Raw genomic sequence first — 23,033 nt, 5'->3', positions numbered from 1 at the left:
TCAGTCCTCCCCGAGGATCTGGGGCACGCGGAAACGCTGCTCCTCGCTGGCCGGGGCGCCGGACAGCGCCTGCTCCGGGGTGAGCGAGGGCCGCACCTCGTCCGCGCGCATGACGTTGGTCAGCGGCAGCGGGTGGGAGGTCGGCGGGACGTCCTGTCCGGCGACCTCGGAAACGCGGGCGACCGCGCCGATGATCACGTCGAGCTGCTCGGCGAAGTGGTCCAGCTCTTCGGCCTGCAACTCAAGACGCGACAGCCGGGCGAGGTGGGCGACCTCCTCGCGCGTGATGCCAGGCATGCAGCGATCCTCAAGGTGAGTTCTGGTGAGGCCGGGGCCGCTGCTGCGGCGCCCGGCCCGGACGGGCGGGCGCTCGGCGCACCCCGTCCTCTTGGTCTGTGCGCCCCATCCTATGGGGCGCGGCCCGGGCACCGGCGACGCGAGCGGGGCGCCGCGGGACGGTCACTGCTGGGCGGTCGGGGCCCCGAGTTCGGGCTTGGCCTTGCCCTTGCCCTTCGCGCCGGGCCCGAGCTGGGTGGCCGGGCGGACCTGGGTCGCCGTCAGCCGCTCGACCGACGGCGCGCCGGTGCTGTGCACCATCAGCCAGGCGGTGGCCTGGTCGGCCGGCAGCGCGGCCGACACCAGCCAGCCCTGCACCGCGTCCACCCCCATGCTCTGCAGCCGCTCCCAGGTCTCGTCGTCCTCGACGCCCTCGGCGACCACGGTCAGCCCGAGCGAGTGCGCCAGCTCGACCGAGCAGCGCACCACGGCGGCGTCGTGGTCGTCGGCGACCATCCGGGAGACGAAGGAGCGGTCGATCTTGAGTTCGCCGACCGGCAGGCTGCGCAGCCGCACCAGCGAGGAGTGCCCGGTGCCGAAGTCGTCCAGCGACATCCGCACGCCGTAGCGGCGCAGCTCGTCCAGGGTGTCGGCGGCCCGCCGGGAGTCGTCCAGCAGCAGCCGCTCGGTGATCTCCAGCTGGAGCGCGTCGGCCGGCACCTGGTTGCGGTCGAGGTGGCCGGCGACCCGGGCGGCGAAGCCCGGGTTGAGCACGTCGCGCGGCGAGACGTTGACCGCGACCGGCACCTTGAGCCCCTGGGCCCGCCAGATCGCCAGCTGGCCGACGGCCGACTCCAGGACGTAGTCGGTGAGCCTGGGCATCAGGCCGCTGGACTCGGCCAGGCTGATGAACTCGTCCGGGGCGACCCGGCCCTGCCCGGCCCGCTCCCACCGCAGCAGCGCCTCCAGGCCGACCACCCGCCCGTCGAAGGCGACCTTCGGCTGGTAGTGCAGCTTGACCTCGGCGGTCTCCAGCGCCCGCCGCAGGTCGCCGAGCAGCCCGATCCGGTACGGCGTGTCGATGTCCCGCGACTCGTCGTACTGCTCGACGCCGCTGCGGCTGCGCTGGGCGTGGGCCATCGCCACGTCGGCGCGCCGCAGAAGCGATTCGGCGTCCTGGGCGTGGGTCGGGTAGACGCAGACCCCGGCGCTGGCCTCCAGCACCAGCAGCAGCCCGTCGAGCCGGATCGGCGCGGCGAGTTCCACTATCAGGGCCTTGGCCACCCGTTCCATCGTCTCGGGGCTGCCGACCCCGGGCAGCAGCACCGCGAACTCGTCGCCGCCCATCCGGGCCACCACGGCCTGCCCGCTGCGCTGGACGGACGGCGGCAGCGCGGCGAACACGTCCTCCGCCGGGTCCTGCAGCGCGGGCACACCGGGACGCGGCGGGCCGGGCTGCGGGCCCGGGCCCGAGCGCAGCGCCCGGTTCAGCCGCCGGGCGATGTGCACCAGCAGCCGGTCCCCCGCGGTGTGCCCGAGGGCGTCGTTGAGCGAGCGGAACCGGTCCAGGTCGAGCAGGATCAGCCCGACGCTGTAGTCGTCCTCCCCGTCGTGCGCCGCGATGGCCTCCTGCGCGGCGATCAGCAGGGCCTGCCGGTTGGGCAGGTCGGTGAGCGGGTCGGTGAGCTGGTCCCTGGCACGGTCGCGGGCGATCCGCCAGGCCGCCACCAGGACGGCCAGCGGGACCGCGAACAGCGGCAGCAGCTCGGGTTCGTAGCGGTAGACCAGGACGGCGAGCGGGATGAGCGGCGCGGCCCCGGCCAGCACAACGCCGAGCAGCAGGACCGCACCTGCCACCCCCTGCGGCGGGCGTGTGGGCGCACCGCCGGTCGTACGATCCATAAGCCCTGTCCTCCGTCGGGCCCGCCCCGTCAGGCCGCCTTACGGTGAGGCACCGTACCGGTGCCGGTGGACGTCAGGCGACGGGGTGTCCCCACGGGCCCCGGCCAAGACCGGAGCCACCCACCCCTGCTGACTCTCTGTTGCGCTCCAGGGTATGCCGGGGTCGACCGGGAGGGCAGACTTTCGGACACCCTGAGCGCGGCACCGGCCGGACTTCTCCCACCGGGGAGGGTCCGGCCCTGTCCTCACACCGGATGGATGCCCGCGATCCCCGGTTCGGACCCCGGTGACGTCGCATCAGGAGGATAACGGGCCGGACGGTGGTGACCGCTCATCAGTACCCCGCGGGCGGGCTACCCGGCGGGCGCCGCGGGCTCGGCGGCGGTGGCCGGCTCCGCCGCGGCTGCGGCCCCGGGTGCGGCCCCGGGGGCCGGCAGCGGGTCGAGCCCGAGGCTCGCGCGGGCCGCGTCGGGCCCCTGCTCCAGCAGGACGGTGAAGCCCGCGTCGTCCAGCACCGGCAGGCCCAGCTGGACGGCCTTGTCGTACTTGGAACCCGGGTTGTCACCGGCCACCACGAAGTGTGTCTTCTTCGACACCGAGCCGGTCACCTTGGCCCCGCGCGAGGTCAGCGCCTCCTTGGCGCCGTCCCTGGTGTGCCCGGCCAGGGTGCCGGTGACCACCACGGTCAGGCCCTCCAGCGGGCGCGGCCCCTGCTCCTCGGCCCCCTCCTCGACGAAGCGCACGCCGGCGGCCCGCCACTTCTCCAGGATCTCGCGGTGCCACTCCTCCTCGTACCACTCCTTGATGGAGCGGGCGATGGTCGGGCCGACCCCCTCGGCGGCGGCCAGCTCCTCCTCGGTGGCGGCGAAGATCCGGTCCAGGTCGCGGAACTCCCTGGCCAGCGCCTGGGCCGCGACCGGGCCGACGTGACGGATCGACAGGCCGTTCAGGAAGCGCCACAGCGGGCGGTCGCGGACCGCCTGGAGGTTGTCCAGCAGCAGCGTCAGCGACTTCTTCGGCTCGCCGCGGAGATTGGCGAAGAAGGTGGCCACCTTCTCCTCGCCGGTCTGGTCGTCCAGCTTGGGCATGCCGGTCTTCGGGTCGCGCACCAGCACCTTGATCGGCAGCAGCTGCTCGACCGTCAGGCCGAAGATGTCGCCCTCGTTCCCGACCGGCGGGTCGGCGGGCTCCAGCGGCTGGGTCAGCGCGGTGGCCGCGACGTACCCGAGGCCGTCGATGTCCAGCGAGTCGCGGCCGCCGAGGTACGCGATCCGCTCGCGCACCTGGGCGGGGCAGAACTGCGCGTTGGGGCAGCGCAGGTCGATGTCGCCCTCCGACATCGGCCGCAGCTCGGCACCGCACTCGTGGCACTCGGCCGGCATCACGAACTCCCGCTCGGTGCCGTCCCGCAGGTCCTCGACCGGGCCGAGGATCTCCGGGATCACGTCACCGGCCTTGCGCAGCACCACGGTGTCGCCCAGCAGCACCCCCTTGGCCTTCACCACCTGCTGGTTGTGCAGGGTCGCGTACTGCACCATCGAACCGGCCACCTTCACCGGCTCGGCGAGCACCGCGTACGGGGTGGCCCGGCCGGTGCGGCCGATGCCGACCTTGATGCTGGCCAGCTTGGCGGTGACCTCCTCCGGCGGGTACTTCCAGGCGATCGCCCAGCGCGGCGACTTGGAGGTGGCGCCGAGCCGGCCCTGCAGCGCGATCTCGTCCACCTTGACCACGACGCCGTCGATCTCGTGCTCGACCGAGTGCCGCTGCTCGCCGTACTGCTTGATGAAGGCGCGGACCTCGTCGAGGGTGGAGACCACCCGGTTGTGCCGGGCGGTGGGCAGCCCCCAGTCCCGCAGCAGCTGGTAGGCGTGCGACTGGCAGTCGATGTCGAAGCCGACCCGGGCGCCGATGCCGTGCACCACCATGTGCAGCGGGCGGGCCGCGGTGACCTGGGTGTCCTTCTGGCGCAGCGAGCCGGCCGCCGCGTTGCGCGGGTTGGCGAACAGCTTGAGCAGCGCCTGCGGGCGCTTGCCCTGCTTCTCCCGCTCGGCGTTCTCCGCGCGGCGGCGCTCGTTCTCCGCCGCGAAGGAGGCGTTCAGCTCGGCGAACGCCTCGGTCGGCAGGTACACCTCGCCGCGGATCTCCACCAGCTCGGGGACGTTCTCGCCCTGCAGCTGGTGCGGGATCTCCTTGATGGTGCGGACGTTGGCGGTGATGTCCTCACCGACCCGGCCGGTGCCGCGGGTGGCGGCCAGCACCAGCCGGCCGCGCTCGTAGGTGAGGTTGACGGCCAGGCCGTCGACCTTGAGCTCGCACAGGTAGTGGTAGTCGATGCCGGACAGCTCGCCGGCGACCCGCTCGGCCCAGGCGGCCAGCTCCTCGTCGTCCATCGCGTTGTCCAGGCTGAGCAGCCGCTCGCGGTGCTCGACCTTGGCGAAGGCGTCGGTGGCGCTGCCACCGACCTTCTGGGTGGGCGAGTCGGGGGTGACCAGCGCCGGGTGCCCGGCCTCCAGCGACTCCAGCTCGCGCATCAGCCGGTCGAACTCCGCGTCGCTGACGACCGGGGCGTCCTGGTCGTAGTACCGGACCCGGTGCTCCTCGATCTCGGCCGCCAGCTCCGCATGCCGCGTGCGAACCTCGGCCGGGATCTCCTCCCAGCCCTCAACAGCCGCCACCCTGGGCCCTCCTGCCGTCTTACTCCGGGTTGTCCACCAGGCTCTGCGCCGCCTTCACACTGAGTGACAGCGCCCGCTTGGCGTAGTCGGGGGAGGCCCCCGCCAGCCCGCAGGTCGGTGTCACCAGCACCCGGCGGCCCAGGAGCTCCGGATCCAGCCCGAGCCTGCGCCACAACGTCCTGACACCCTGGACACTACCGGCCGGGTCCGACAATCCCGTGTCGGTGGAGGGCACCACACCGGCCAGGATCACGGTGCCGCTCTCGACCGCCTCGCCGAGATCGTCGTCGTCACGCTCCGTCAGGAACGAGAAGTCCAGCGACACCCCCGCCACCCCGGCCCGGCGCAGCAGCGGGATCGGCACCCCGGGCGCGCAACTGTGCACCACCACCGGCACGTCCAGCGCCCGGACCACCGAACGCAGCGTCTCCTCGGCCACCTGCCGGTCGACCGCGCGCAGCCGCTGGAAACCGCTCGCGGTCTTCACCGACCCGGCCAGCACCGCCGACAGCGACGGCTCGTCGAGCTGCAGGACGGGCTCCGCGCCCGGCACCCGGGTGCGGACCTCGGCCAGGTGCCGGCGCAGGCCCTCGGTCAGCGACCCGGCGATGTCCCGGCACGCGCCCGGGTCGGCCAGCGCCTTCTCGCCGTGCCGCAGCTCGACGGAGGCGGCCAGCGTCCACGGGCCGACGGCCTGCAGCTTCAGCGGCCCCCGGTAGCCCTGGGTGAACTCCTCCAGCGCGTCCAGGTCCTCGCCGAGCCAGGAGCGGGCCCGCCGGCTGTCCCGCCCGGGCCGGTCCGCGAACCGCCAGCCGCTCGGCTCGACCTGGGCGAACAGCTCGACCAGCAGGCCGGCGCCGCGCCCGATCATGTCGGCGCCCGGCCCGCGGGCGGGCAGCTCCGGCAGGTGCGGCAGCAGCTCCAGCGAGCCGGTCACCGTCCTGGCCGTCTCCCGGGCATCGGTGCCGGGCATGGACCCGACGCCGCTGGCGGCGCCGGACAGGGCGGGGAAGGAGAATTCGGTGCTCACCCGGCCGAGCCTAGGGCACCGCGCGCCCGCGGACGGCCGGGCCGCCGGGGTCAGGCGCCGGGCACGGTCAGGCGCCGGGCCGGACGGTGATCTCGGTGATCGCCGCGTCGCGCGGCAGGTCGAGCGCGGTGACGATCGCGGTGGCCACCGACTCCGGGTCGATCCAGCGGCTCGGGTCGTACTCCTTGCCCTCCTGGTGGTGCACCTTGAGCTGCATCGGGGTGGCGGTCCGGCCCGGGTACACCGTGGTGACCCGTACGCCGTTCTCCTGCTCCTCGGCGCGCAGGGCGTCGGCCAGTGCCCGCAGGCCGAACTTGCTGGCCGCGTACCCGGCCCAGTTCGCGTCCGCCCGCAGGCCCGCACCGGAGTTGACGAACACCACCTGGCCCCTGGCCTGGCGGATCGACGGCAGGAAGAGCCTGGTGAGCTCGGCCGGTGCGACGGTGTTCACGTTCAGCTGGTACTGCCAGGCCTTCACCGGCAGGTCACCGACGGTCCCGAGCTCCACCACGCCCGCGATGTGCAGCAGTGCGTCCACCTCGACCGGCATCTCCTGCTGGCCGAGCGCCCAGGACAGCTTGGCCGGGTCCGCGAGGTCGCCGACCAGTGTGCGGGCGCCGGGGAAGCGCGAGCGCAGCACCGCCGCCCGCTTGGCATCGCGCGCCAGCAGCCACAACTCGGCGCCCCGGGCGGCGAGTCGCTCGGCGACGGCCGAGCCGATGCCGGAACCGGCGCCGGTGATCAGGTGTGCACCCATGATGTCCTCAGTGTGGTCGTGGGGGTCGGGTGGGGAGTCGATCGCGGTCGGTGCGGTCAGCGGCGGCGGTCGAGCCGTGCCAGCGCCTCGGCGGGGGTGTCAGCGAAGGTGATCAGCTCGGCGAGCGGACGCGGCAGGAAGCCCTCGGCGTCCATCCGCTCCAGCTGGGTCCGCAGCCCCGCGTAGAAGCCCTCGGTGTCCAGCACCACGACCGGCTTGTCGTGCAGGGCGTGCTTCTTCAGCTCCAGCACCTCGGTGACCTCGTCCAGCGTGCCCAGCCCGCCGACCAGCACCACCACGGCGTCGGCCCGCGCCAGCAGCTGCGCCTTGCGCTCCGCCAGGTCGGCGGTCATCACCAGCTCGTCGGCGCCCTCGTACGTCTTGTGCGCCAGCAGCTCCACCGAGATCCCGACCAGCCGCCCGCCGGCCTCCTTGACCCCGTCGGCGAGCAGCCCCATCAGCCCGGCGTGCGAGCCGCCCCACACCAGGGTGTGGCCGCCCGCCCCGAGCAGCCGCGCGAACTCGGCGGCGGGGGCGGTGTAGCGGTCGTCCAGCGAGTACGCGGAGCAGAAGACAGTGATGTTCATGATTCCCCAGGTCTACCACGCCCTCCGCCCGGAGCCGGTGCGCAGGGGGTTGCTCCAGGGGCGCGGGGACCGCGCGAATCGGGAGGGCAGCTCGCCGCACCTTCCGTCTCCCGCAGCTCCCAGCGCCCCCGGGAGAGTGCGCCGCCCCCGGGGAAGCCCCCCGGAGCGCGCCTCAGGCCGTGACGGCCCGCCGCTGCGTCGTCGCGATGGTGGCCGAGCCGACCACGCGGGTGCCGTCGTAGAGGACCACGGCCTGCCCCGGGGCGATGCCGCGGACGGGCGCGGCCAGCCGGACGGTCAGCTCCCCGTCCACCACTGCCGCCGTGACCGGCACCTCCTCGCCGTGCGCCCGCAGCTGCGCCGTGTACGCGGCCTCCCCGGCCGGCTCCTCGCCGCACCACCGCGGCCTGATCGCCGTCAACCCGAGCACGTCCAGGCCCTCGGCGGGGCCGACGGTGACGGTGTTGTTCACGGGCGAGATGTCCAGGACGTAGCGCGGCTTGCCGTCGGCGGCGGGCCGGCCGATCCGCAGGCCCTTGCGCTGGCCGATGGTGAAGCCGTACGCACCGTCGTGCTCGCCGAGCTTGCTGCCGTCGGCGTCGAGGATGTCCCCGGTCGCGGTGCCGAGGTGCTTGGCGAGGAAGCCCTGGGTGTCGCCGTCGGCGATGAAGCAGATGTCGTGGCTGTCGGGCTTCTTGGCGACGGCCAGGCCCCGGCGCTCGGCCTCCTGCCGGATGGCGTCCTTGGTGGTGTCGCCGAGCGGGAACATCGAGTGCGCGAGCTGCTCCGCGTCCAGCACCCCGAGCACGTACGACTGGTCCTTCGCCGGGTCGACGGCCCGGTGCAGTTCGCGTCCGCCGCCGGGCAGCTCGACGATCCTGGCGTAGTGGCCGGTGCAGACCGCGTCGAAGCCGAGGGCGATGGCCTTGTCCAGCAGCGCGGCGAACTTGATCTTCTCGTTGCAGCGCAGGCACGGGTTGGGGGTGCGGCCGGCCGCGTACTCGGCGACGAAGTCGTCGATCACGTCCTCGCGGAACCGCTCGGCGAGGTCCCAGACGTAGAACGGGATGCCGATCACGTCGGCGGCCCGCCGGGCGTCCCGGGAGTCCTCGATGGTGCAGCAGCCGCGGGCGCCGGTCCGGAAGGACTGCGGGTTGGCGGACAGCGCCAGGTGGACGCCGGTCACCTCGTGGCCGGCCTCGGCGGCACGGGCGGCGGCGACGGCGGAGTCGACGCCGCCGGACATGGCCGCGAGCACCCGCAGGCGCGGGCTGTCACTGGGGAGGGTCGGGGCACCGGGGAAGTCGCTCATGATGCGACCAGCGTACGTGCTCCCGCTCGGCAGGCGGTAAAGGAATCCTCGACCGTCCGCGGCAACCCTCTCCCCTGCCCCGGGCCCGCGCTCAGCGCCGGGCGGCGGCCGCCAGGCCCGCGTTGCGGGCCCGCTCGACGGCCGGGGTGAGCGCCGCGGTGAGCGCCTCGACGTCGGCGCGGGTGGAGGTGTGGCCGAGCGAGAACCGCAGCGAGGCCCGGGCCAGCAGCGGGTCGGCGCCCATCGCCAGCAGCACGTGGCTGGGCTGCGGTACGCCGGCCGAGCAGGCCGAGCCGGTGGAGCACTCGACGCCCTGGGCGTCGAGCAGCATCAGCAGCGCGTCGCCCTCGCAGCCCGGGAAGGAGAAGTGCGCGTTGGCGGCGAGCCGCCCGGCCGGCGCCGGGTCGCCGTTGAGGATCACGTCCGGCACGGCGCCGCGGACCGCGGCGATCAGCTCGTCGCGCAGCGCGCCGACCGCGGCGGCGTACGGTTCGCGGCGCTCGACGGCGAGCGCGGCGGCGGTGGCGAAGCCCGCCGCGCCGGGCACGTCCAGGGTGCCGGAGCGCACGTCCCGCTCCTGCCCGCCGCCGTGCAGCAGCGGCACCGGGGTGGCCTGACGGGCCAGCAGCAGCGCACCGACGCCGTACGGGCCGCCGATCTTGTGGCCGGTGACGGTGAGCGCGGTGAGCCCGGAGTCGGCGAAGGAGAGCGGGACCTGACCCAGCGCCTGGACCGCGTCGGCATGCATCGGGATCCCGAACTCCCGCGCCACCTCGGCCAGTTCGGCGACCGGCTGAACGGTGCCGACCTCGTTGTTGGCCCACATCACGGTGATCAGCGCGACCGAGGACGGATCCCGCTCGACGGCCTCGCGCAGCGCGTCGGGGTGCACCCGGCCGTAGGGGTCCACCGGCAGGTAGTCGACCAGCGCGCCCTCGTGCTCGGCCAGCCAGTGCACCGCGTCCAGCACCGCGTGGTGCTCGACCGGGCTGCACAGCACCCGGCGGCGGGCCGGGTCGGCGTCGCGGCGGGCCCAGTACAGCCCCTTCACGGCGAGGTTGTCGGACTCGGTGCCGCCGCCGGTGAGGACGATCTCGCTCGGGCGGGCGCCCAGCGACTCCGCGAGGGACTCCCGGGACTCCTCGACCACCCGGCGGGCCCGGCGGCCGGCCGCGTGCAGGGAGGAGGCGTTGCCGACGACCCCGAGCTGCGCCGTCATGGCGGCGACAGCCTCGGGCAGCATCGGAGTGGTCGCGGCGTGGTCGAGATAAGCCATAGCGGGACCAAGTGTAGGCGTCGCCAGGGTCACGATTTGGCCATTGCACCCTCTGCAACGCGCCGTTAGCCTCCTGCCTCACTGGCAGGCGTGGAGGGGCGGACACGATGTCGCAGACGGTCGACCGGGCGCTGACCATCCTGGCCGCCCTCGGCGAGGGGCCTAGCTCGCTGGAACAGGCGGCGAACCGGATCGGTGTGCACAAGTCCACCGCCCTGCGGCTGCTGCGCACGCTGCAGGAACACGGCTTCGTCACCCGCCAGAGCGACCACCGCTACCGGCTCGGCGGCCGGCTGTTCTCGCTCGCCCAGCAGGCGCTGGAGACGATCGACATCCGGCAGGTCGCCGCGCCGTACCTGGCCTCGCTGAACGAGCGCTACGGGCACACCGTCCAGCTGTCGGTGCTGGAGGACGGCAAGGTGCTGCACCTGGACAAGGCGCAGAGCCGCTACCCGGACCGGCCCGGCTCCCGGCTCGGCCCGGACGGCCGCTTCGGCCACCGCCCGCCCGCGGCCGCGACGGCGATCGGGCGGGTGCTGCTGGCGGACCTGCCGCCGGAGCAGCTGACGGCCTTTCTGGCGGCGCAGCGGGCCGGCGGGCAGGAGACCGGCCCGACCGAGGAACTGCGGGCCGAGCTGGCGGCCGTGCGCAGCCGGGGCTGGTCCGCGGACGAGGCGGCCGGCCCGGGGACGGTCAGCCTGATCGCCGCGCCGATCGCCGGCACCGAGGGCCGGGCGATCGCCGCCTGTTCGCTGTCCGCGCCCGCCCACGAGGCCTCGGCGGCGGAGCTGAGCCGGCTGCTGCCGGAGCTGCTGTGCACGGTGGAGGCGATCTCGCTGGCGTACGGGGGGACGCCTACTCCTCGCTGGTGCGAGAACCGTTGCGGTGCCAAGCACGTGGAGCGCGCCAGCCGTACCTGAGCGCCAGCATCCGGATCACGAAGGCGCACAGCGCGGCGGCCGAGGCGTTCAGCGGCGTGAGGCGGTCGACCGAGATCAGCACCGCGACCACGGTGGCGCCGGCCAGCGCGGGCACCGCGTAGATCTCCCGGTCCCAGCGCAGCAGCGAGGGCTGCTCGGTGGCGAGGACGTCGCGGATGACGCCGCCGCCGGCGGCGGTGAGCATGCCGAGCGCCACCGAGGCGACCGAGCCGAGGCCGTAGTCGTGGGCCTTGATCGTGCCGGTGACGCAGAACAGGCCGAGGCCGGCCGCGTCCAGGGTCTGCACGGCGGTGTTGATCCGCTCCACCTGCGGGTGCAGGAAGAACACCACCAGGCCGGCGGCGAGCGGGGTGGAGAAGTAGCCGAGGTTGCTGAACGCCGCCACCGGCGTGGCCCCGATCACCAGGTCGCGCATCACCCCGCCGCCCAGCGCGGTCGCCTCGGCGAGCACGCAGATACCGAAGATGTCCATGTTCTTGCGGACGGCCAGCAGGCCGCCGGACAGGGCGAAGACGAAAATGCCGATCAGGTCCAGGGCCTGTTGCACCCCTGGCGGGAAGATTTGCGAGGTCACCGGCCCAGTCTCCCTGCCGCCCCGGCCCGCGGCCCAATCGAACAGCGGGCCCCGCCGCACGCCCCCGGGATCAGGCGAAGGTCTCGCGCGGGGGCGGGCCGCCCAGCGCGTCGAGCCGCTCCGGCATCGTCAGACTGGTCATCCGGTGCCAGCCGGCCACCCGCTCGTAGCCGAACACCGCGTGGACGCCGGCCGCCAGCACCGCCGACTTCGCCCGCGGCCAGCGCAGGATCGCGCCCATGTGGGCCATCACCGCCAGGCTCACGTCCCGGTAGGTGCTGATCTCGGCGCGGGCGGTCTCCTGCAGCGTTGCGAGGATCCGCCGGCCGTGCCCGGCGTGGGCGAGGCGCAGCAGCTCCTCGTGGCAGTACGCGAGGTGGTTGTCCTCGTCGTTGGAGATCATCCGCACCGCGTGGCCGACCTCGGGGTGGTGCCCGAACACCCTCTTCAGCAACTGCATCTGCTCGGCCGCCCGCTGCTCGGTGACCCGGCTGTGCGCAAGGTAGGTGATCACGTCGGACTCGCTCAGCGGCTCGTCGCGGCGCAGCCGGGAGTGGGCCAGGCCGATCCCCTGGCGCTCCAGGATCATCGTGTAGTCGGTGTCGTCCGGGACGTCCACCGGCGACAGCCCGCGCTTGCGCAGCAGCGCGTTGAAGATCCGGCCGTGCTTGTCCTCGTCCGCGCCGTGCCGGGCGATCCGGGGGGCCAGCCACTGGTCGTCCACCAGCCGGGAGATCCGGCCGTTCTCCCAGCCGCCCTGGTCCTCGCCCTTGGCCGCGATGGAGCAGAACAGCCGGAAGGCTTCGTCGTCGTCGTGGATCTCCTGGAACAGACTGCGCGCCGACAGCACCTGAGGCCTCCCAGCTGCCCGGCCGGGGTCGGGCGTCGATCGGAACAGAACTCCGATCAGTGAATGCAGGCCCGGCCGCACCCGCAACCGCTCGCACCGCCCGCTGCGCCGTACGGGGGAGCGGGCGGCGCGGGCGGCCCCCGGGGTGCCACGACGCCGAAGGCCGCCACCCGGTGCGGGGGTGGCGGCCTTGGGCGCGTACGGGCGGGGCCCGCACCGGGTCAGACCAGGACGGGGTTCTCCGGGAAGTGGCAGGCGACCTGGTGGCCGACCTTGGCCGCGACCAGCGGCGGCTCCTGGGTGGAGCAGACGTCCTGGGCCTTCCAGCAGCGGGTGCGGAAGCGGCAGCCGCTCGGCGGGTTGATCGGGGAGGGGACGTCACCGGTGAGCAGGATCCGCTCGCGGCGCTCCTTGCGGCCCGGGTCCGGGACCGGCACCGCCGACATCAGCGCGGTGGTGTACGGGTGCATCGGGGCCTTGTAGAGCGAGTCCCGGTCGGCGATCTCGACGATCTTGCCGAGGTACATCACCGCGACCCGGTCCGAGACGTGCCGGACCACCGAGAGGTCGTGCGCGATGATCAGGTAGGTCAGGCCGAGCTCGCTCTGCAGGTCGTCGAGGAGGTTGACCACCTGGGCCTGGATGGAGACGTCCAGGGCCGAGACCGGCTCGTCCGCGACGATCATCTTGGGCTTGAGCGCCAGGGCCCGGGCGATGCCGATGCGCTGGCGCTGGCCGCCGGAGAACTCGTGCGGATAGCGGTTGTAGTGCTCGGGGCTGAGGCCGCACAGCTCCAGCAGGTCCTGCACCGCCCGCTTCACCCCGTGCTCGGTCTGCACCTTCTGCAGCCGGAACGGCGCACCCACGATGGTGCCCACGGTGTGCCGCGGGTTCAGCGAGGAGTACGGGTCCTGGAAGATCATCTGGATGTCCTTGCGCAGCGGCCGCATCGCGCCCGTGCTCAAGTGGGTGATGTCGGTGCCCTCGAACTCGATCTTCCCGCCGGTGGGCTCGGCGAGCCGGGTGACCAGCCGCCCCATCGTCGACTTGCCGCAGCCCGACTCGCCGACCACGCCGAGGGTCTCCCCCGGGTTGACCGTGAAGTCGATCCCGTCCACGGCCCGGACGGCACCGGTCTGCCGGCGCAGCACGCCCTTGGTGATGGGGAAGTGCTTGGCCAGAGCGGTCACCTTGAGCAGCGGCTCGCGGTCGGCGGCGGGCGCGGGGGCCGGGATCGCCGCTGTCGATGAGTCCGTCATGGGGTGTCTCCTGAGGGGTGGAACGGGGTCACAGCCGGGGCGCGATCTCGTCGGCGAAGATCCGGTGCCGGTCGGCGGCCGGCAGGTGGCAGGCGGCGTGGTGCCGCTCGGCGGCCTCCGCGAGCACCGGCACCTCGGTGGACGAGCGCCCGCCGGTCAGCTCCGCGTACGGGCAGCGCGGGTGGAAGGCGCAGCCGGAGGGCACGTTGATCAGGCTGGGCGGGGTGCCCTTGACCGGGATCAGGCGGTCCTGCAGCTCCCGGTCCAGGCGCGGCATCGAGCCCAGCAGGCCCCAGGTGTACGGGTGTTCGGGCGCCTGGAAGAGGGTGGCCGCGGGGCCGCGCTCGACGCACTTGCCGCCGTACATCACCAGGATGTCGTCGGCCAGCTCGGCGACCACGCCGAGGTCGTGGGTGATGATGATGACGGCCGAGCCGAACTCCTGCTGCAGGTCCCGGATCAGGTCCAGGATCTGGGCCTGGACGGTGACGTCCAGGGCCGTGGTCGGCTCGTCCGCGATCAGCAGCGAGGGGTCGTTGACCAGCGACATCGCGATCATCGCGCGCTGGCGCATGCCGCCGGAGAACTGGTGCGGGTAGTCGTCCACCCGGCGGTCGGGCTGCGGGATGCCGACCCGGTCGAGCATCTCGACGGCCCGCTTGCGGGCGTCCTTCTTCTTCACCTCCGGGTGGTGCACCCGGTAGGCCTCCACGATCTGCTGCCCGACGGTGTAGTACGGGTGCATCGCGGTCAGCGGGTCCTGGAAGATCATCGCCATCCGGCGGCCGCGCAGCTGGCGGACCCGCTCGGGGCCGGCGGCGATCAGGTCCTCGCCGTCCAGCCAGATCTCGCCGGTGATCCTGGCCCGCTTGGAGCGGTGCAGGCCCATGATGCCGAGCGAGGTGACGGACTTCCCGGAGCCGGACTCGCCGACGATGCCGAGGGTCTTGCCCTTCTGCAGGTCGAAGCTGACCCCGTCCACCGAGCGGACCAGGCCGTCGTCGGTGTCGAAGTGGATCCGCAGGTCGCGCACCGACAGGAAGGCGTCCGGCGAAGAGGTCTGAAGGTCGATCATGACAGCCTCACGCGGGGGTCGACTGCGGCGTACAGGAGGTCAACCAGGAGGTTGCAGGCGACGATGAAGAAGGCGGCCACCAGCGTCACACCGAGCACCTTGGGCAGGTCGTTCTCGCCGATGGCGGCGACCGCGTAGGCGCCGATGCCCTTGAGCGAGAAGACCTGTTCGGTGATCAGGGCGCCGCCGAGCAGCAGGCCGAGGTCCATGCCGAAGATGGTGATGATCGGGGTGAGCGCGGAGCGCAGCCCGTGCCGGACGACCACCTTGCGCTCGGCCAGGCCCTTGGCCCGGGCGGTGCGGATGTAGTCCTCGCTCATCGTCTCGAGCATCCCGGCCCGGGTGAGCCGGGCGTAGAGCGCCGAGTAGAGGAAGGCCAGCGAGACCCAGGGCAGCACCAGGTGCCCGGCCCAGGCGAACGGGTCGTCGGTGAAGTTGACGTACTCCACGTTCTCGAACAGCGGCCACTTGAAGTGGAAGGCCAGCAGCAGCAGCGCGCCGGTGAAGAAGACCGGGCTGGAGACGCCCGCCAGGGCGATGCCCATGGAGAGCCGGTCGAAGATCGACTTCGGCTTCAGCGCGGAGACCACGCCGGTGGAGACACCGGAGATCAGCCAGATCACCGAGGCGCCGACGGCCAGCGAGAAGGTCACCGGGATGCGCGAGGAGATCTCCGGCCAGACCTCGACGTGGTTCTTGAACGAGTAGCCGAAGCACGGCACGTGGCAGCTGACCGGGTCCGGGCCGAACTTGTACTCGGCACCGCTGACCAGGGCCTTCAGGAACCGGCCGTACTGGACGTAGAGCGGCTGGTCGAAGCCGAGGTTCTGCTTGACCGCGGCGATCGCCTCGGGGCTGGGGTTCTTGCCGACGTACTGCGCGGCCAGCTGGTCGGTGGTCTCGCCGGCCAGCGAGGGGAGCAGGAAGAAGATGCCGAAGGTGATGGCGCTGACTACCAGCAGCAGCACGACGGCCGCGAGGATCCTTCGGATGATGTAGGCGAACATAGTCGGTCGGCTGCGGCGGCCCGCCTCCGTCCGGGGTGACCGGACCGGAGGCGGGCGCCGCTGCCTTCACCTGCCTTCAGGGGTGTGGAGCCAGGCTCTTACTTGGTGACGCCGATGTTCAGGTAGTCGTACTGACCCGAGAAGGCCGGAGTGGACGCCACGTTGGTGGCACCCGCCGGGCGGTACAGGAAGACCTTGTAGTAGGTCAGCGGGACGATGACCGCGGCGTCCATGGTCTTCTTGTCGATCTCGCCGTAGATCTTCTCGCGGGCGGCCCGGTCCGGGTTGGCGATCGCGTCGTCCAGCAGCTTGTTGATCGACGGGTCGTTCAGCTGCGAGAGGTTGGTGTTACCGGACTTCTTGATCGCCCGGCCGTCCACCACCTGCTGCAGGAAGCCGTAGCCGGTCGGCCAGTCGGCGCCCCACTGCATCATGATCAGACCGGTGTTGTGGCTGTCGGTGTACTCCGGCACGCCCGCGAAGTCCGAGAAGTACTTGCCCTGCGGGAACTGCTGGATCTCGACGTCGATGCCGACCTTCTTCAGCGCCGCCTGGATCGCGGTGGCCGAGGCGACCTCGGTCGAACGGTCCTGACGGGCCATGATGCTGGTCTTGAAGCCGTCCGGCTTGCCGCAGGCCTTCAGGGCGTCCTTGGCCTTGGCCTCGTCGCCCTTGTTGCCCTCGGTCGCGTACGGGTCCGACTTCTGGTAGCCCGGGATGTCCGGCGGGAGCACCGTGGAGGCGATGTCGCCGCGGATCGGGCCGCCGATCGCGGTCTGCACCGAGACCTTGTCGATCGCGAACTGGACGGCCTTGCGGCAGTCGATGTTGTCGAACGGCGCGACCTTGGTGTTGATCGCGGTGTAGACCAGACGGCCACCGTAGGTGTTGTCGGTCTGCGCCTTGAGCTTGGGGTCCAGCAGCAGCTTGGCCTGGGTCTGCGGGTCGACGCCCTTGCCGGCCAGGTCGACCTGGGCGTTGCCGGCCAGCAGGTCCTGGTCGATGGTCGACTGCGCGATCTTCAGCTTGACCTGGATCTTGTCGGCGAGCTGCTTGCGGATCGGGTCGGTCTTCGGGTCCCAGTTGGTGTTCGGGACCAGCACGACCTCCTTGCCGTCCTCGTAGCTCTGGAACTTGTAGCTGCCGGTGGAGGCGATGTGCTTGACGTAGTCCGCGCCGGTGTCCTTGGCCTGCGGCACCGGGACCGTCTGCGGGGCGCTGACCAGGTAGTCGAAGTCGGCGAACGGCTGCTTCAGGTGGAAGACGATGGTGGTGTCGTCCGGAGTCTCGATGGCCTTCAGGTCACCGGTCTTGTCCTTGTACGGACCCTGGTAGGGGGTGTCGTTGTCCTTGAGCAGGTCGTGGAAGTACGTCGGACCGTTGGACAGCACGTCGGGCGCGAAGTTGGAGCGCTCCACCGCGTACTTGACGTCCTTGGAGGTGACCGCGGTGCCGTCGTCGTACTTGATGCCGGCCCGCAGCTTGTAGGTCCAGGTCAGACCGTCCGGGCTGACCTGGCCCAGCGACTCGGCCAGGTCCGGGACCAGCTTGTTGCCGGCCTCGCCGGCGGCGGGCTGGAAGGTGGTCAGCGGACGGCCGTACAGACGCGAGAAGTTGTACATGTACGCGTAGTACGTGTTGCCCGGGTCGAAGGAGTCGGGCACGTCGGAGTGCTCGTAGACGACCGTGCCGCCCTTGGCGTCCGAGGCGTTCACGATGTTCTTCGTCGCGGCGTCGGCGCCGGCGACGGAGCCGCCCTTGGTGGCGCCGTCGGTGCTGCCCTTGCTGCTGGAGCAGCCGGTGAGGGTCAGCGCCACGGCCGCGGCGAGCGCGGTCAGCGCGGCAGTACGGGACCTGCGCATAGCTGAGATCAACCCCTTGGAGGATGAGCGATGACGGTGGAAATCCCTGACGGCTACGTCAGTTGTTCTTGGGGTCGAGGGCGTCACGGAGCCCGTCGCCCAACAGGTTGAAAGCGAGCACGGTGACGAAGATCGCCAGGCCGGGGACCATCAGGTACTGCGGGTCCACCTGGTAGTAGTCGATCGCGTTGCTCAACATGCCGCCCCAGGAGGCCTGTGGCGGCTCGATGCCGACGCCGAGGAAGCTCAGGCCGGCCTCGAAGAGGATGTTGGTCGGGATCAGCAGGGTCGAGTAGACCAGGATCGGACCGACCAGGTTGGGCAGCAGTTCCTTGAAGAGGATGAACGGGCCGCGGGCGCCGAGGCTGCGGGCCGCGTCCACGAACTCGCGCTCGCGCAGCGAGAGCGTCTGGCCGCGCACGATCCGGCCCATGTAGGGCCAGTTGAAGAAGCCGATCACGAAGATCAGCACGGTGATGTGCAGCGAGGTGCCGTGCAGCCCGAACGCGCCGTCCTTGAGCGAGGCCGAGATGGCGATCGCGAACAGCAGCAGCGGGAAGGCCAGGAACATGTCCATCAGCCGGCTGATCACGGTGTCCACCCAGCCGCCGTAGTAGCCGGCGGTGATGCCGAGCACGGTGCCGATGACGTTGGACAGGATGGTGGCACCGAATGCCACCAGCAGCGAGACCCAGGAGCCTTCGATGACCCGGGTCAGCAGGTCGCGTCCGTACTGGACGTCGACGCCGAGCGGGTGCTCCCAGCTCATGCCGCCCCAGTCGCCGAACGGGATGCCGCCGAGGTTGGCGTCCAGCGCGTCCTGGTGGAAGGCGTTCGGGTCGAGGCCGAAGACCGCCTCGATCGGCTTGGCCAGCACTGCGAGCAGCACCAGCAGGATCACGACCACGCCGCCGGCGACGGCGGCCTTGTCGCGCTTGAAGCGCAGCCAGGCGATCTGGCTGAGCGATCTGCCCTCGATCCGCTTCACCGGGCCGGTTTCCTGCTTGGCCTGGGGTGCGGAGCCGAGGGTCTCGTTCGATGTGGTCATGGTCAGTTCGGTCCCCTCGCCGACGGTGGCCGGCCCACGGTCTCCGGCCGGTTCGTGGCCTGCCCGGCCCGGTGGGGCCAGGAGCTCGAAAGGGCCGGAATTGCGCCACTGATGCTTGGTGACGGTGCGTCGGTGCGGTGGTGCCGGGCTCGTGCGGCGGTGCTGAAGGTGCGGTGCTGAAATGCCGGGGTACTGCGGTCCCGGGCGGGCGGCGGTCAACTACGCCGGTACGCCGGGTCGTTGCGAGGTGCGTGGTACCGGTCGGAAAGCGACCCGTGCCGTTCAGGATTCTCAGCTTGCGCGTTCGCCTTCGTGGGGCTCGCTACGCGCTCTGCATTGCGCAGCACTCTGTGTCATTCGGACAGCCTTGCGCCAGACCTCACAACCGAAGGATGCCCAACTGTGATCTGCCTGCATGCACGACTGTTTCCACCGCATATCGCTCTTCACACAGGTGTTACGTGCCTGTCAAGACGCCCGCTGACGAATGGTCGCCAGTGGCGGAAAACTGCCAGGTCGGCGTGGGGGGACAAAAGGAAGCACCCGTGGGCGAAAACGCCTACGGGTGCTCAGAAAATGGCATACGAACGTAGTTCAGCGGCCCGGGTAGCCCTGCCACGGCTGCTGCGGCCAGCCCGCCACCGACTGCCCCTGCGGGGGCGGATAGCCGTACCCCGGGTACGGCGGCTGCGGGGCGGCCTGCTGCGGGCCGAACCGGGCCTCGCGGTCGTAGAACGGGCGCGCGTTGGCCAGCAGCCACATCGCCACCGGGTCGAACTCGTCGGCCAGCATCACCGTCGACACCGAGGTGCCCTCCGGCAGGTGCACCACCGCGCGCTGGACCAGCGCCCGGGCCGCCTCGACCGCGGGCGGCGAGGTGTCGTACAGGTCGAGGCCGATCGCCAGGTAGGGCTCGCCGAGCGCGGGCCGCACCCAGACCTGCCGCAGCGAGCGCAGCGGCCTGACCTCGGCCGCCTGGTGCTCCAGCTGGGCGTAGAACGGCGGGGCGGCCAGCTGGGGTTCGGCCAGCTGCAGCGGGCCGGCCGGGAGCCGGTCCAGGCCCACCGCGATCCGGCGCAGGTCCGCCCAGGGCACGCCGACCCCGCCGCCGGGCACGTGCGGGTCCAGCCACAGGCCCCAGCGGGTCCGGTAGAGAGCGCCCGCGATCTCCAGCCCGGAGATCACCTCGTGGCCCCGGGCCCAGCCGCTGGCACTCAGCTGCCCCGGCGAGGTGACGGCAGGCGCGTAGCCGAGACCGCCGATGTCCATGTTCCCGTACTGGGCGTCGGGGCTGCCGGGCTGTCCGTGCCACAGCAGCATCCAGACCTGGCCCTCGGCCAGCGCGCGCAGCAGCGCTTCGTAGGCCTCGTACCGCTCGGGCGCGACCTGGGCCAGGGCACGCTCGATCGCCCCCGGGTCACCACCGGGGCGCGCCTGGCCCCACTGGCCCGGCGCGCCGCCGCCTGCCGCTCCCGCGCTCACGCGCCCACCTCGCTCTCGCCCGTCCCGTCGCCTCCGCGGCCCCGCCGCGCGGACTGTCGGCAGCAACCCTATGGGGCAAGGCCGACAGCCGTCATACCGCCGTCCCCCTACTGGACGGTCACCGCCGGGGCGGGCCGCCCGCGGGGCCCGGTCCCGTCCCGCCCGTTCAGGCGCGGACGTAGAACGGCCGCACCTGGGTGACGAGCCAGTCGACCACCGGGTCGGCGGCCAGGTCCAGCAGCACCAGGTGGACGCCCCAGGCCGGGGCGGCGGTTCCGAGCGCCCGGCCGAGCGCCTCGCCCACCCGGGCCGGGTCGGCGGGCAGCGCGGGGTCGAGCTGGATGCCCAGGTAGAGCAGGGTGGCCTCACCCTCCACCTTGGCCAGCGCCCGACGTGCCGTCAACACCTCGGGCAGCATCGCGAGTTCGGATCCGGCGGCGGCCAGGAAGGCGTACGGCTCCTGGTGCGGCTCGGGCTCCTTGAGGGCGACCCTCGCCCCCTCGGGCACACCGCCGTCCGCCGGCCGATCGCCCTGCGGGCCGCGCCGCAGCTCGCCCACGCCCTCCGGCGGCACCGGGATGCCGACCGGCGCCTCGGGGTTGACCGCGATGCCGATGCCCAGCGGCAGGCCGCGGGCGAACTCCCACATCGGCGCGATCGCGAAGGCCATCCCGGGCGCCTGGCGCAGGAACTCCTCCTGGGAGGAGAAGACCGGCACGTACGGCGCGCCGGCCAGTTCGATGGTGGGCAGGTCCAGCGACTGGCCCTGCTGGTCGGCGCCGGCCGGCAGCGGGATCCACACCTGGCTGCGGGCCAGCACCTCGATCACCCGGGGCGTGGCGCCCGGGTCGCCCAGGGCCGCGGTGAGGACCTGTTCCAGCTCGTTGACCGGCCAGCTCCCGCCCTCGGGAGCCGCGCCCGGCTCCGTCCAAGGCCGTGCCTCGCCCGCCGGGTACCCCATCCGTCTCTGCCCCTTCCGCCCTGACCGGGCGAGCCCGCGCGCCGCGCGCCGTGCGCGGGCCGAAGAACCGTCCCGCAGAGCGTATCGCCCGGCCCCCCTCCCGCAGGGCCCCGCGGGCATGCCATGATGACCCCGATCGAACTTCATACTGGCCGCTCGAACCCGCGCGGGAGAGTCCGGAGTGCCACTACACGGCACGGGCCGGCGCCGAAGGAGCAAGTCCTCCCCGGAATCTCTCAGGCCACCCATACCGCGCGGGCGAGGCACATCTGGAAAGTGGACACGGCCGCGCCGTGCGCCCACCCACGGTGCAAGCCGCCATTCTTGTGTGCGGTGAAGCTCTCAGGTTGTGACGACAGACGGGGAGACTCCACCCCCGCATGCCCGCATCCAGGTGCGGGCGCGCTCCGTGAGTGTCCAGCCAAGGAGTCCCGCCGCCATGTCCCTCCGCCACACCGCGCTCGACGCGCTGCACCGCTCGCTCGGTGCCACCATGACCGACTTCGCCGGCTGGGACATGCCGCTGCGCTACGGCTCCGAGCGCGAGGAGCACCTCGCGGTCCGCACCAGGGCCGGCCTCTTCGACCTCTCCCACATGGGCGAGATCACCGTCAGCGGCCCGCAGGCGGGCGAACTGCTGGACCACGCGCTGGTCGGCTTCATCTCCGCGCTCGGCGTGCTGCGCGCCCGCTACACCATGATCTGCCGCGAGGACGGCGGCATCCTCGACGACCTGATCGTCTACCGCACCGGCGAGGCCGAGTACATGGTGGTCGCCAACGCCTCCAACGCCCAGGTGGTGCTGGACGCGCTGACCGAGCGGGCGGCCGGCTTCGACGCCGAGGTCCGCGACGACCGCGACGCCTACGCGCTGCTCGCCGTCCAGGGCCCGGAGGCCAACGGCATCCTGGCCTCGCTGACCGACGCCGACCTGCCGGGGCTGAAGTACTACGCGCTGCTGCCCGCCACCGTCGCCGGCCGCGAGGTGTGGCTGGCCCGCACCGGTTACACCGGCGAGGACGGCTTCGAGATCTTCTGCGCCCCCTCCGACGCCGAGCACCTGTGGCAGGAGCTCAGCAAGGCCGGCGCCGACAAGGGCCTGGCGGCCTGCGGCCTGTCCTGCCGCGACACCCTCCGGCTGGAGGCGGGCATGCCGCTGTACGGGCACGAGCTGTCCACCGACCTCACCCCGTTCGACGCCGGCCTCGGCCGGGTGGTGCGCTTCGACAAGACCACCAACGACGGCCGCTTCGTCGGCCGCGAGGCGCTGGAGCGGGCCGCCGCCGCGGCCGAGACCGCCCCGCCGCAGGTGCTGGTGGGCCTGGTCTCCGAGGGCAAGCGGGTGCCGCGCGCCGAGTACGCGGTGGTCTCCGCCGAGGGCGCCCCGATCGGTCGGATCACCTCCGGCGCCCCCTCCCCCACCCTGGGCAAGCCGATCGCCATCGCGTACGTGGACGCCGCGCACGCCGCCCCGGGCACCGCCGTCGCGGTCGACGTCCGCGGCAAGCACGAGCCGGTCGAGGTCGTCGCGCTGCCGTTCTACAAGCGCGCCCGCTGACCCGCACCAATCCGACAGGCCGGTCCGGTCGGCGGACGGCTTCGCCCTACCCTCTTGCGATCCTGGAGAATGACGTCATGAGCAACCCCACGCACCTGCAGTACACCAAGGAGCACGAGTGGCTGACCGCGGCCGACGCTGACGGCGTCTCGACCGTCGGCATCACCAAGCACGCGGCCGACGCGCTCGGCGACATCGTGTACGTCCAGCTCCCGGAGGTCGGCGACACCGTCACCGCCGGCGAGACCTGTGGTGAGCTCGAGTCCACCAAGTCGGTCAGCGACCTGTACTCGCCGGCCACCGGCGAGATCGTCGAGATCAACCAGGCCGTCATCGACGACCCGGCCCTGGTCAACGGCGAGCCCTTCGAGGGTGCCTGGCTGTTCAAGCTCAAGGTCGAGGCGACCGACGAGCTGCTGGACGCCGAGGCCTACACCGCGTTCACCAGCGGCGCCTGACCCACCGCGTGAAAGGGGGCCGGCCGCAGCGCGGCGGACGGCCCCTTCCCCTCAGGTAACCGCCCAGCCCCACGGGAAGACCCACTCATGACGGTTCTCAACCAGTCCCTGCACGCGCTCGACCCGGAGATCGCCGCCGC

General features: G+C 72.3%; 20 protein-coding genes and 1 riboswitch. Of the genes, 3 read left to right on the top strand and 17 right to left on the bottom strand.

All coding sequences use genetic code 11. From position 1 onward, the window contains the following. The 8 genes from gatC to AA75_RS12795 form a co-directional block, all read right to left on the bottom strand. Entirely contained in the window at window positions 1–297 is a 297-nt protein-coding gene (gatC, locus tag AA75_RS12830; protein ID WP_033820075.1) for an Asp-tRNA(Asn)/Glu-tRNA(Gln) amidotransferase subunit GatC, read from the bottom strand. Between the two features lie 162 nt (window positions 298–459). Then, window positions 460–2,178: a bifunctional diguanylate cyclase/phosphodiesterase gene (locus AA75_RS12825; RefSeq protein ID WP_051812219.1), complete on the bottom strand. Its 1,719-nt coding sequence runs from the start codon at window positions 2,176–2,178 to the stop codon at window positions 460–462. Window positions 2,179–2,531: 353 nt separating this feature from the next. Further along, window positions 2,532–4,856 (bottom strand): NAD-dependent DNA ligase LigA, encoded by a 2,325-nt coding sequence (gene ligA, locus AA75_RS12820; RefSeq protein ID WP_033820074.1) that lies wholly within the window; start codon window positions 4,854–4,856, stop codon window positions 2,532–2,534. Between the two features lie 19 nt (window positions 4,857–4,875). Beyond that, window positions 4,876–5,829 carry a methionine synthase gene (locus tag AA75_RS12815; RefSeq protein WP_051812223.1) on the bottom strand — a complete coding sequence of 318 codons (954 nt, stop codon included), beginning with the start codon at window positions 5,827–5,829 and terminating at the stop codon, window positions 4,876–4,878. A 124-nt stretch (window positions 5,830–5,953) separates the two neighbouring features. After that, a complete protein-coding gene (locus AA75_RS12810) occupies window positions 5,954–6,643 on the bottom strand; it encodes an SDR family oxidoreductase (protein WP_033820073.1) in 690 nt (229 codons plus the stop codon). A gap of 56 nt (window positions 6,644–6,699) precedes the next feature. Further along, window positions 6,700–7,230 (bottom strand): TIGR00730 family Rossman fold protein, encoded by a 531-nt coding sequence (locus AA75_RS12805; protein WP_033820072.1) that lies wholly within the window; start codon window positions 7,228–7,230, stop codon window positions 6,700–6,702. A 172-nt stretch (window positions 7,231–7,402) separates the two neighbouring features. Then, on the bottom strand, window positions 7,403–8,542 hold the full coding sequence (gene mnmA, locus AA75_RS12800; RefSeq protein ID WP_033820071.1) for a tRNA 2-thiouridine(34) synthase MnmA: 1,140 nt from the start codon (window positions 8,540–8,542) through the stop codon (window positions 7,403–7,405). Window positions 8,543–8,633: 91 nt separating this feature from the next. Continuing rightward, window positions 8,634–9,818: a cysteine desulfurase family protein gene (locus AA75_RS12795; protein WP_033820070.1), complete on the bottom strand. Its 1,185-nt coding sequence runs from the start codon at window positions 9,816–9,818 to the stop codon at window positions 8,634–8,636. A gap of 107 nt (window positions 9,819–9,925) precedes the next feature. Here AA75_RS12795 and AA75_RS12790 point away from each other — a divergent pair, with 107 nt between their 5' ends. Continuing rightward, a complete protein-coding gene (locus AA75_RS12790) occupies window positions 9,926–10,738 on the top strand; it encodes an IclR family transcriptional regulator (protein ID WP_033820069.1) in 813 nt (270 codons plus the stop codon). Here AA75_RS12790 and AA75_RS12785 read toward each other — a convergent pair. The 9 genes from AA75_RS12785 to AA75_RS12745 form a co-directional block, all read right to left on the bottom strand. Next, window positions 10,674–11,333 (bottom strand): trimeric intracellular cation channel family protein, encoded by a 660-nt coding sequence (locus tag AA75_RS12785; RefSeq protein WP_051812217.1) that lies wholly within the window; start codon window positions 11,331–11,333, stop codon window positions 10,674–10,676. The two genes, AA75_RS12790 and AA75_RS12785, sit on opposite strands and share 65 nt — an antisense overlap. A 70-nt stretch (window positions 11,334–11,403) precedes the next feature. Beyond that, the gene (locus tag AA75_RS12780) at window positions 11,404–12,183 is read right to left on the bottom strand and encodes a hypothetical protein (RefSeq protein WP_033820068.1); all 780 of its coding nucleotides are present in this window, start codon (window positions 12,181–12,183) and stop codon (window positions 11,404–11,406) included. A 221-nt stretch (window positions 12,184–12,404) separates the two neighbouring features. Then, window positions 12,405–13,442, bottom strand: a complete 1,038-nt coding sequence (locus tag AA75_RS12775; protein WP_033820067.1) for an ABC transporter ATP-binding protein — start codon at window positions 13,440–13,442, stop codon at window positions 12,405–12,407. Between the two features lie 28 nt (window positions 13,443–13,470). After that, on the bottom strand, window positions 13,471–14,517 hold the full coding sequence (locus AA75_RS12770) for an ABC transporter ATP-binding protein (protein WP_033820066.1): 1,047 nt from the start codon (window positions 14,515–14,517) through the stop codon (window positions 13,471–13,473). Further along, window positions 14,514–15,524, bottom strand: coding sequence for an ABC transporter permease (locus AA75_RS12765; RefSeq protein WP_033820065.1), 1,011 nt, complete (start codon window positions 15,522–15,524; stop codon window positions 14,514–14,516). Before AA75_RS12765 ends, AA75_RS12770 begins: the two co-directional genes overlap by 4 nt. Window positions 15,525–15,622: 98 nt before the next feature. Then, window positions 15,623–17,386: an ABC transporter substrate-binding protein gene (locus AA75_RS12760; RefSeq protein ID WP_033820064.1), complete on the bottom strand. Its 1,764-nt coding sequence runs from the start codon at window positions 17,384–17,386 to the stop codon at window positions 15,623–15,625. Between the two features lie 58 nt (window positions 17,387–17,444). After that, complete coding sequence (locus AA75_RS12755; protein WP_033820063.1) at window positions 17,445–18,434, bottom strand: ABC transporter permease; 990 nt, start codon at window positions 18,432–18,434, stop codon at window positions 17,445–17,447. 594 nt (window positions 18,435–19,028) lie between these two features. Next, entirely contained in the window at window positions 19,029–19,841 is an 813-nt protein-coding gene (locus AA75_RS12750) for an enhanced serine sensitivity protein SseB C-terminal domain-containing protein (RefSeq protein WP_033820080.1), read from the bottom strand. A gap of 241 nt (window positions 19,842–20,082) precedes the next feature. Beyond that, window positions 20,083–20,877, bottom strand: coding sequence for an enhanced serine sensitivity protein SseB C-terminal domain-containing protein (locus AA75_RS12745; protein ID WP_033820062.1), 795 nt, complete (start codon window positions 20,875–20,877; stop codon window positions 20,083–20,085). A gap of 157 nt (window positions 20,878–21,034) precedes the next feature. After that, window positions 21,035–21,140: riboswitch (glycine riboswitch) on the top strand. A gap of 176 nt (window positions 21,141–21,316) precedes the next feature. Between AA75_RS12745 and gcvT the strand changes: the two genes are divergently transcribed. Next, the gene (gene gcvT, locus AA75_RS12740) at window positions 21,317–22,435 is read left to right on the top strand and encodes a glycine cleavage system aminomethyltransferase GcvT (protein WP_033820061.1); all 1,119 of its coding nucleotides are present in this window, start codon (window positions 21,317–21,319) and stop codon (window positions 22,433–22,435) included. A gap of 77 nt (window positions 22,436–22,512) precedes the next feature. Then, on the top strand, window positions 22,513–22,893 hold the full coding sequence (gcvH, locus tag AA75_RS12735; protein WP_033820060.1) for a glycine cleavage system protein GcvH: 381 nt from the start codon (window positions 22,513–22,515) through the stop codon (window positions 22,891–22,893). Window positions 22,894–23,033: the final 140 nt, after the last annotated feature.

Origin of the sequence: Kitasatospora sp. MBT63 (assembly GCF_000710465.2) — a bacterium.
Classification (GTDB): domain Bacteria; phylum Actinomycetota; class Actinomycetes; order Streptomycetales; family Streptomycetaceae; genus Kitasatospora.
This window is presented reverse-complemented; position numbering and strand designations above follow the sequence as displayed.

Coding starts and splice junctions, on each gene's coding strand:
- AA75_RS12815 (WP_051812223.1), bottom strand. CDS start 5,829: ATGCCCGGCACCGATGCCCGGGAGACGGCCAGGACGGTGACCGGCTCG.
- AA75_RS12745 (WP_033820062.1), bottom strand. CDS start 20,877: ATGGGGTACCCGGCGGGCGAGGCACGGCCTTGGACGGAGCCGGGCGCG.
- AA75_RS12825 (WP_051812219.1), bottom strand. CDS start 2,178: ATGGATCGTACGACCGGCGGTGCGCCCACACGCCCGCCGCAGGGGGTG.
- AA75_RS12760 (WP_033820064.1), bottom strand. CDS start 17,386: ATGCGCAGGTCCCGTACTGCCGCGCTGACCGCGCTCGCCGCGGCCGTG.
- AA75_RS12775 (WP_033820067.1), bottom strand. CDS start 13,442: ATGACGGACTCATCGACAGCGGCGATCCCGGCCCCCGCGCCCGCCGCC.
- AA75_RS12765 (WP_033820065.1), bottom strand. CDS start 15,524: ATGTTCGCCTACATCATCCGAAGGATCCTCGCGGCCGTCGTGCTGCTG.
- mnmA (WP_033820071.1), bottom strand. CDS start 8,542: ATGAGCGACTTCCCCGGTGCCCCGACCCTCCCCAGTGACAGCCCGCGC.
- AA75_RS12790 (WP_033820069.1), top strand. CDS start 9,926: ATGTCGCAGACGGTCGACCGGGCGCTGACCATCCTGGCCGCCCTCGGC.
- AA75_RS12805 (WP_033820072.1), bottom strand. CDS start 7,230: ATGAACATCACTGTCTTCTGCTCCGCGTACTCGCTGGACGACCGCTAC.
- AA75_RS12795 (WP_033820070.1), bottom strand. CDS start 9,818: ATGGCTTATCTCGACCACGCCGCGACCACTCCGATGCTGCCCGAGGCT.
- gcvT (WP_033820061.1), top strand. CDS start 21,317: ATGTCCCTCCGCCACACCGCGCTCGACGCGCTGCACCGCTCGCTCGGT.
- gcvH (WP_033820060.1), top strand. CDS start 22,513: ATGAGCAACCCCACGCACCTGCAGTACACCAAGGAGCACGAGTGGCTG.
- AA75_RS12770 (WP_033820066.1), bottom strand. CDS start 14,517: ATGATCGACCTTCAGACCTCTTCGCCGGACGCCTTCCTGTCGGTGCGC.
- gatC (WP_033820075.1), bottom strand. CDS start 297: ATGCCTGGCATCACGCGCGAGGAGGTCGCCCACCTCGCCCGGCTGTCG.
- AA75_RS12810 (WP_033820073.1), bottom strand. CDS start 6,643: ATGGGTGCACACCTGATCACCGGCGCCGGTTCCGGCATCGGCTCGGCC.
- AA75_RS12755 (WP_033820063.1), bottom strand. CDS start 18,434: ATGACCACATCGAACGAGACCCTCGGCTCCGCACCCCAGGCCAAGCAG.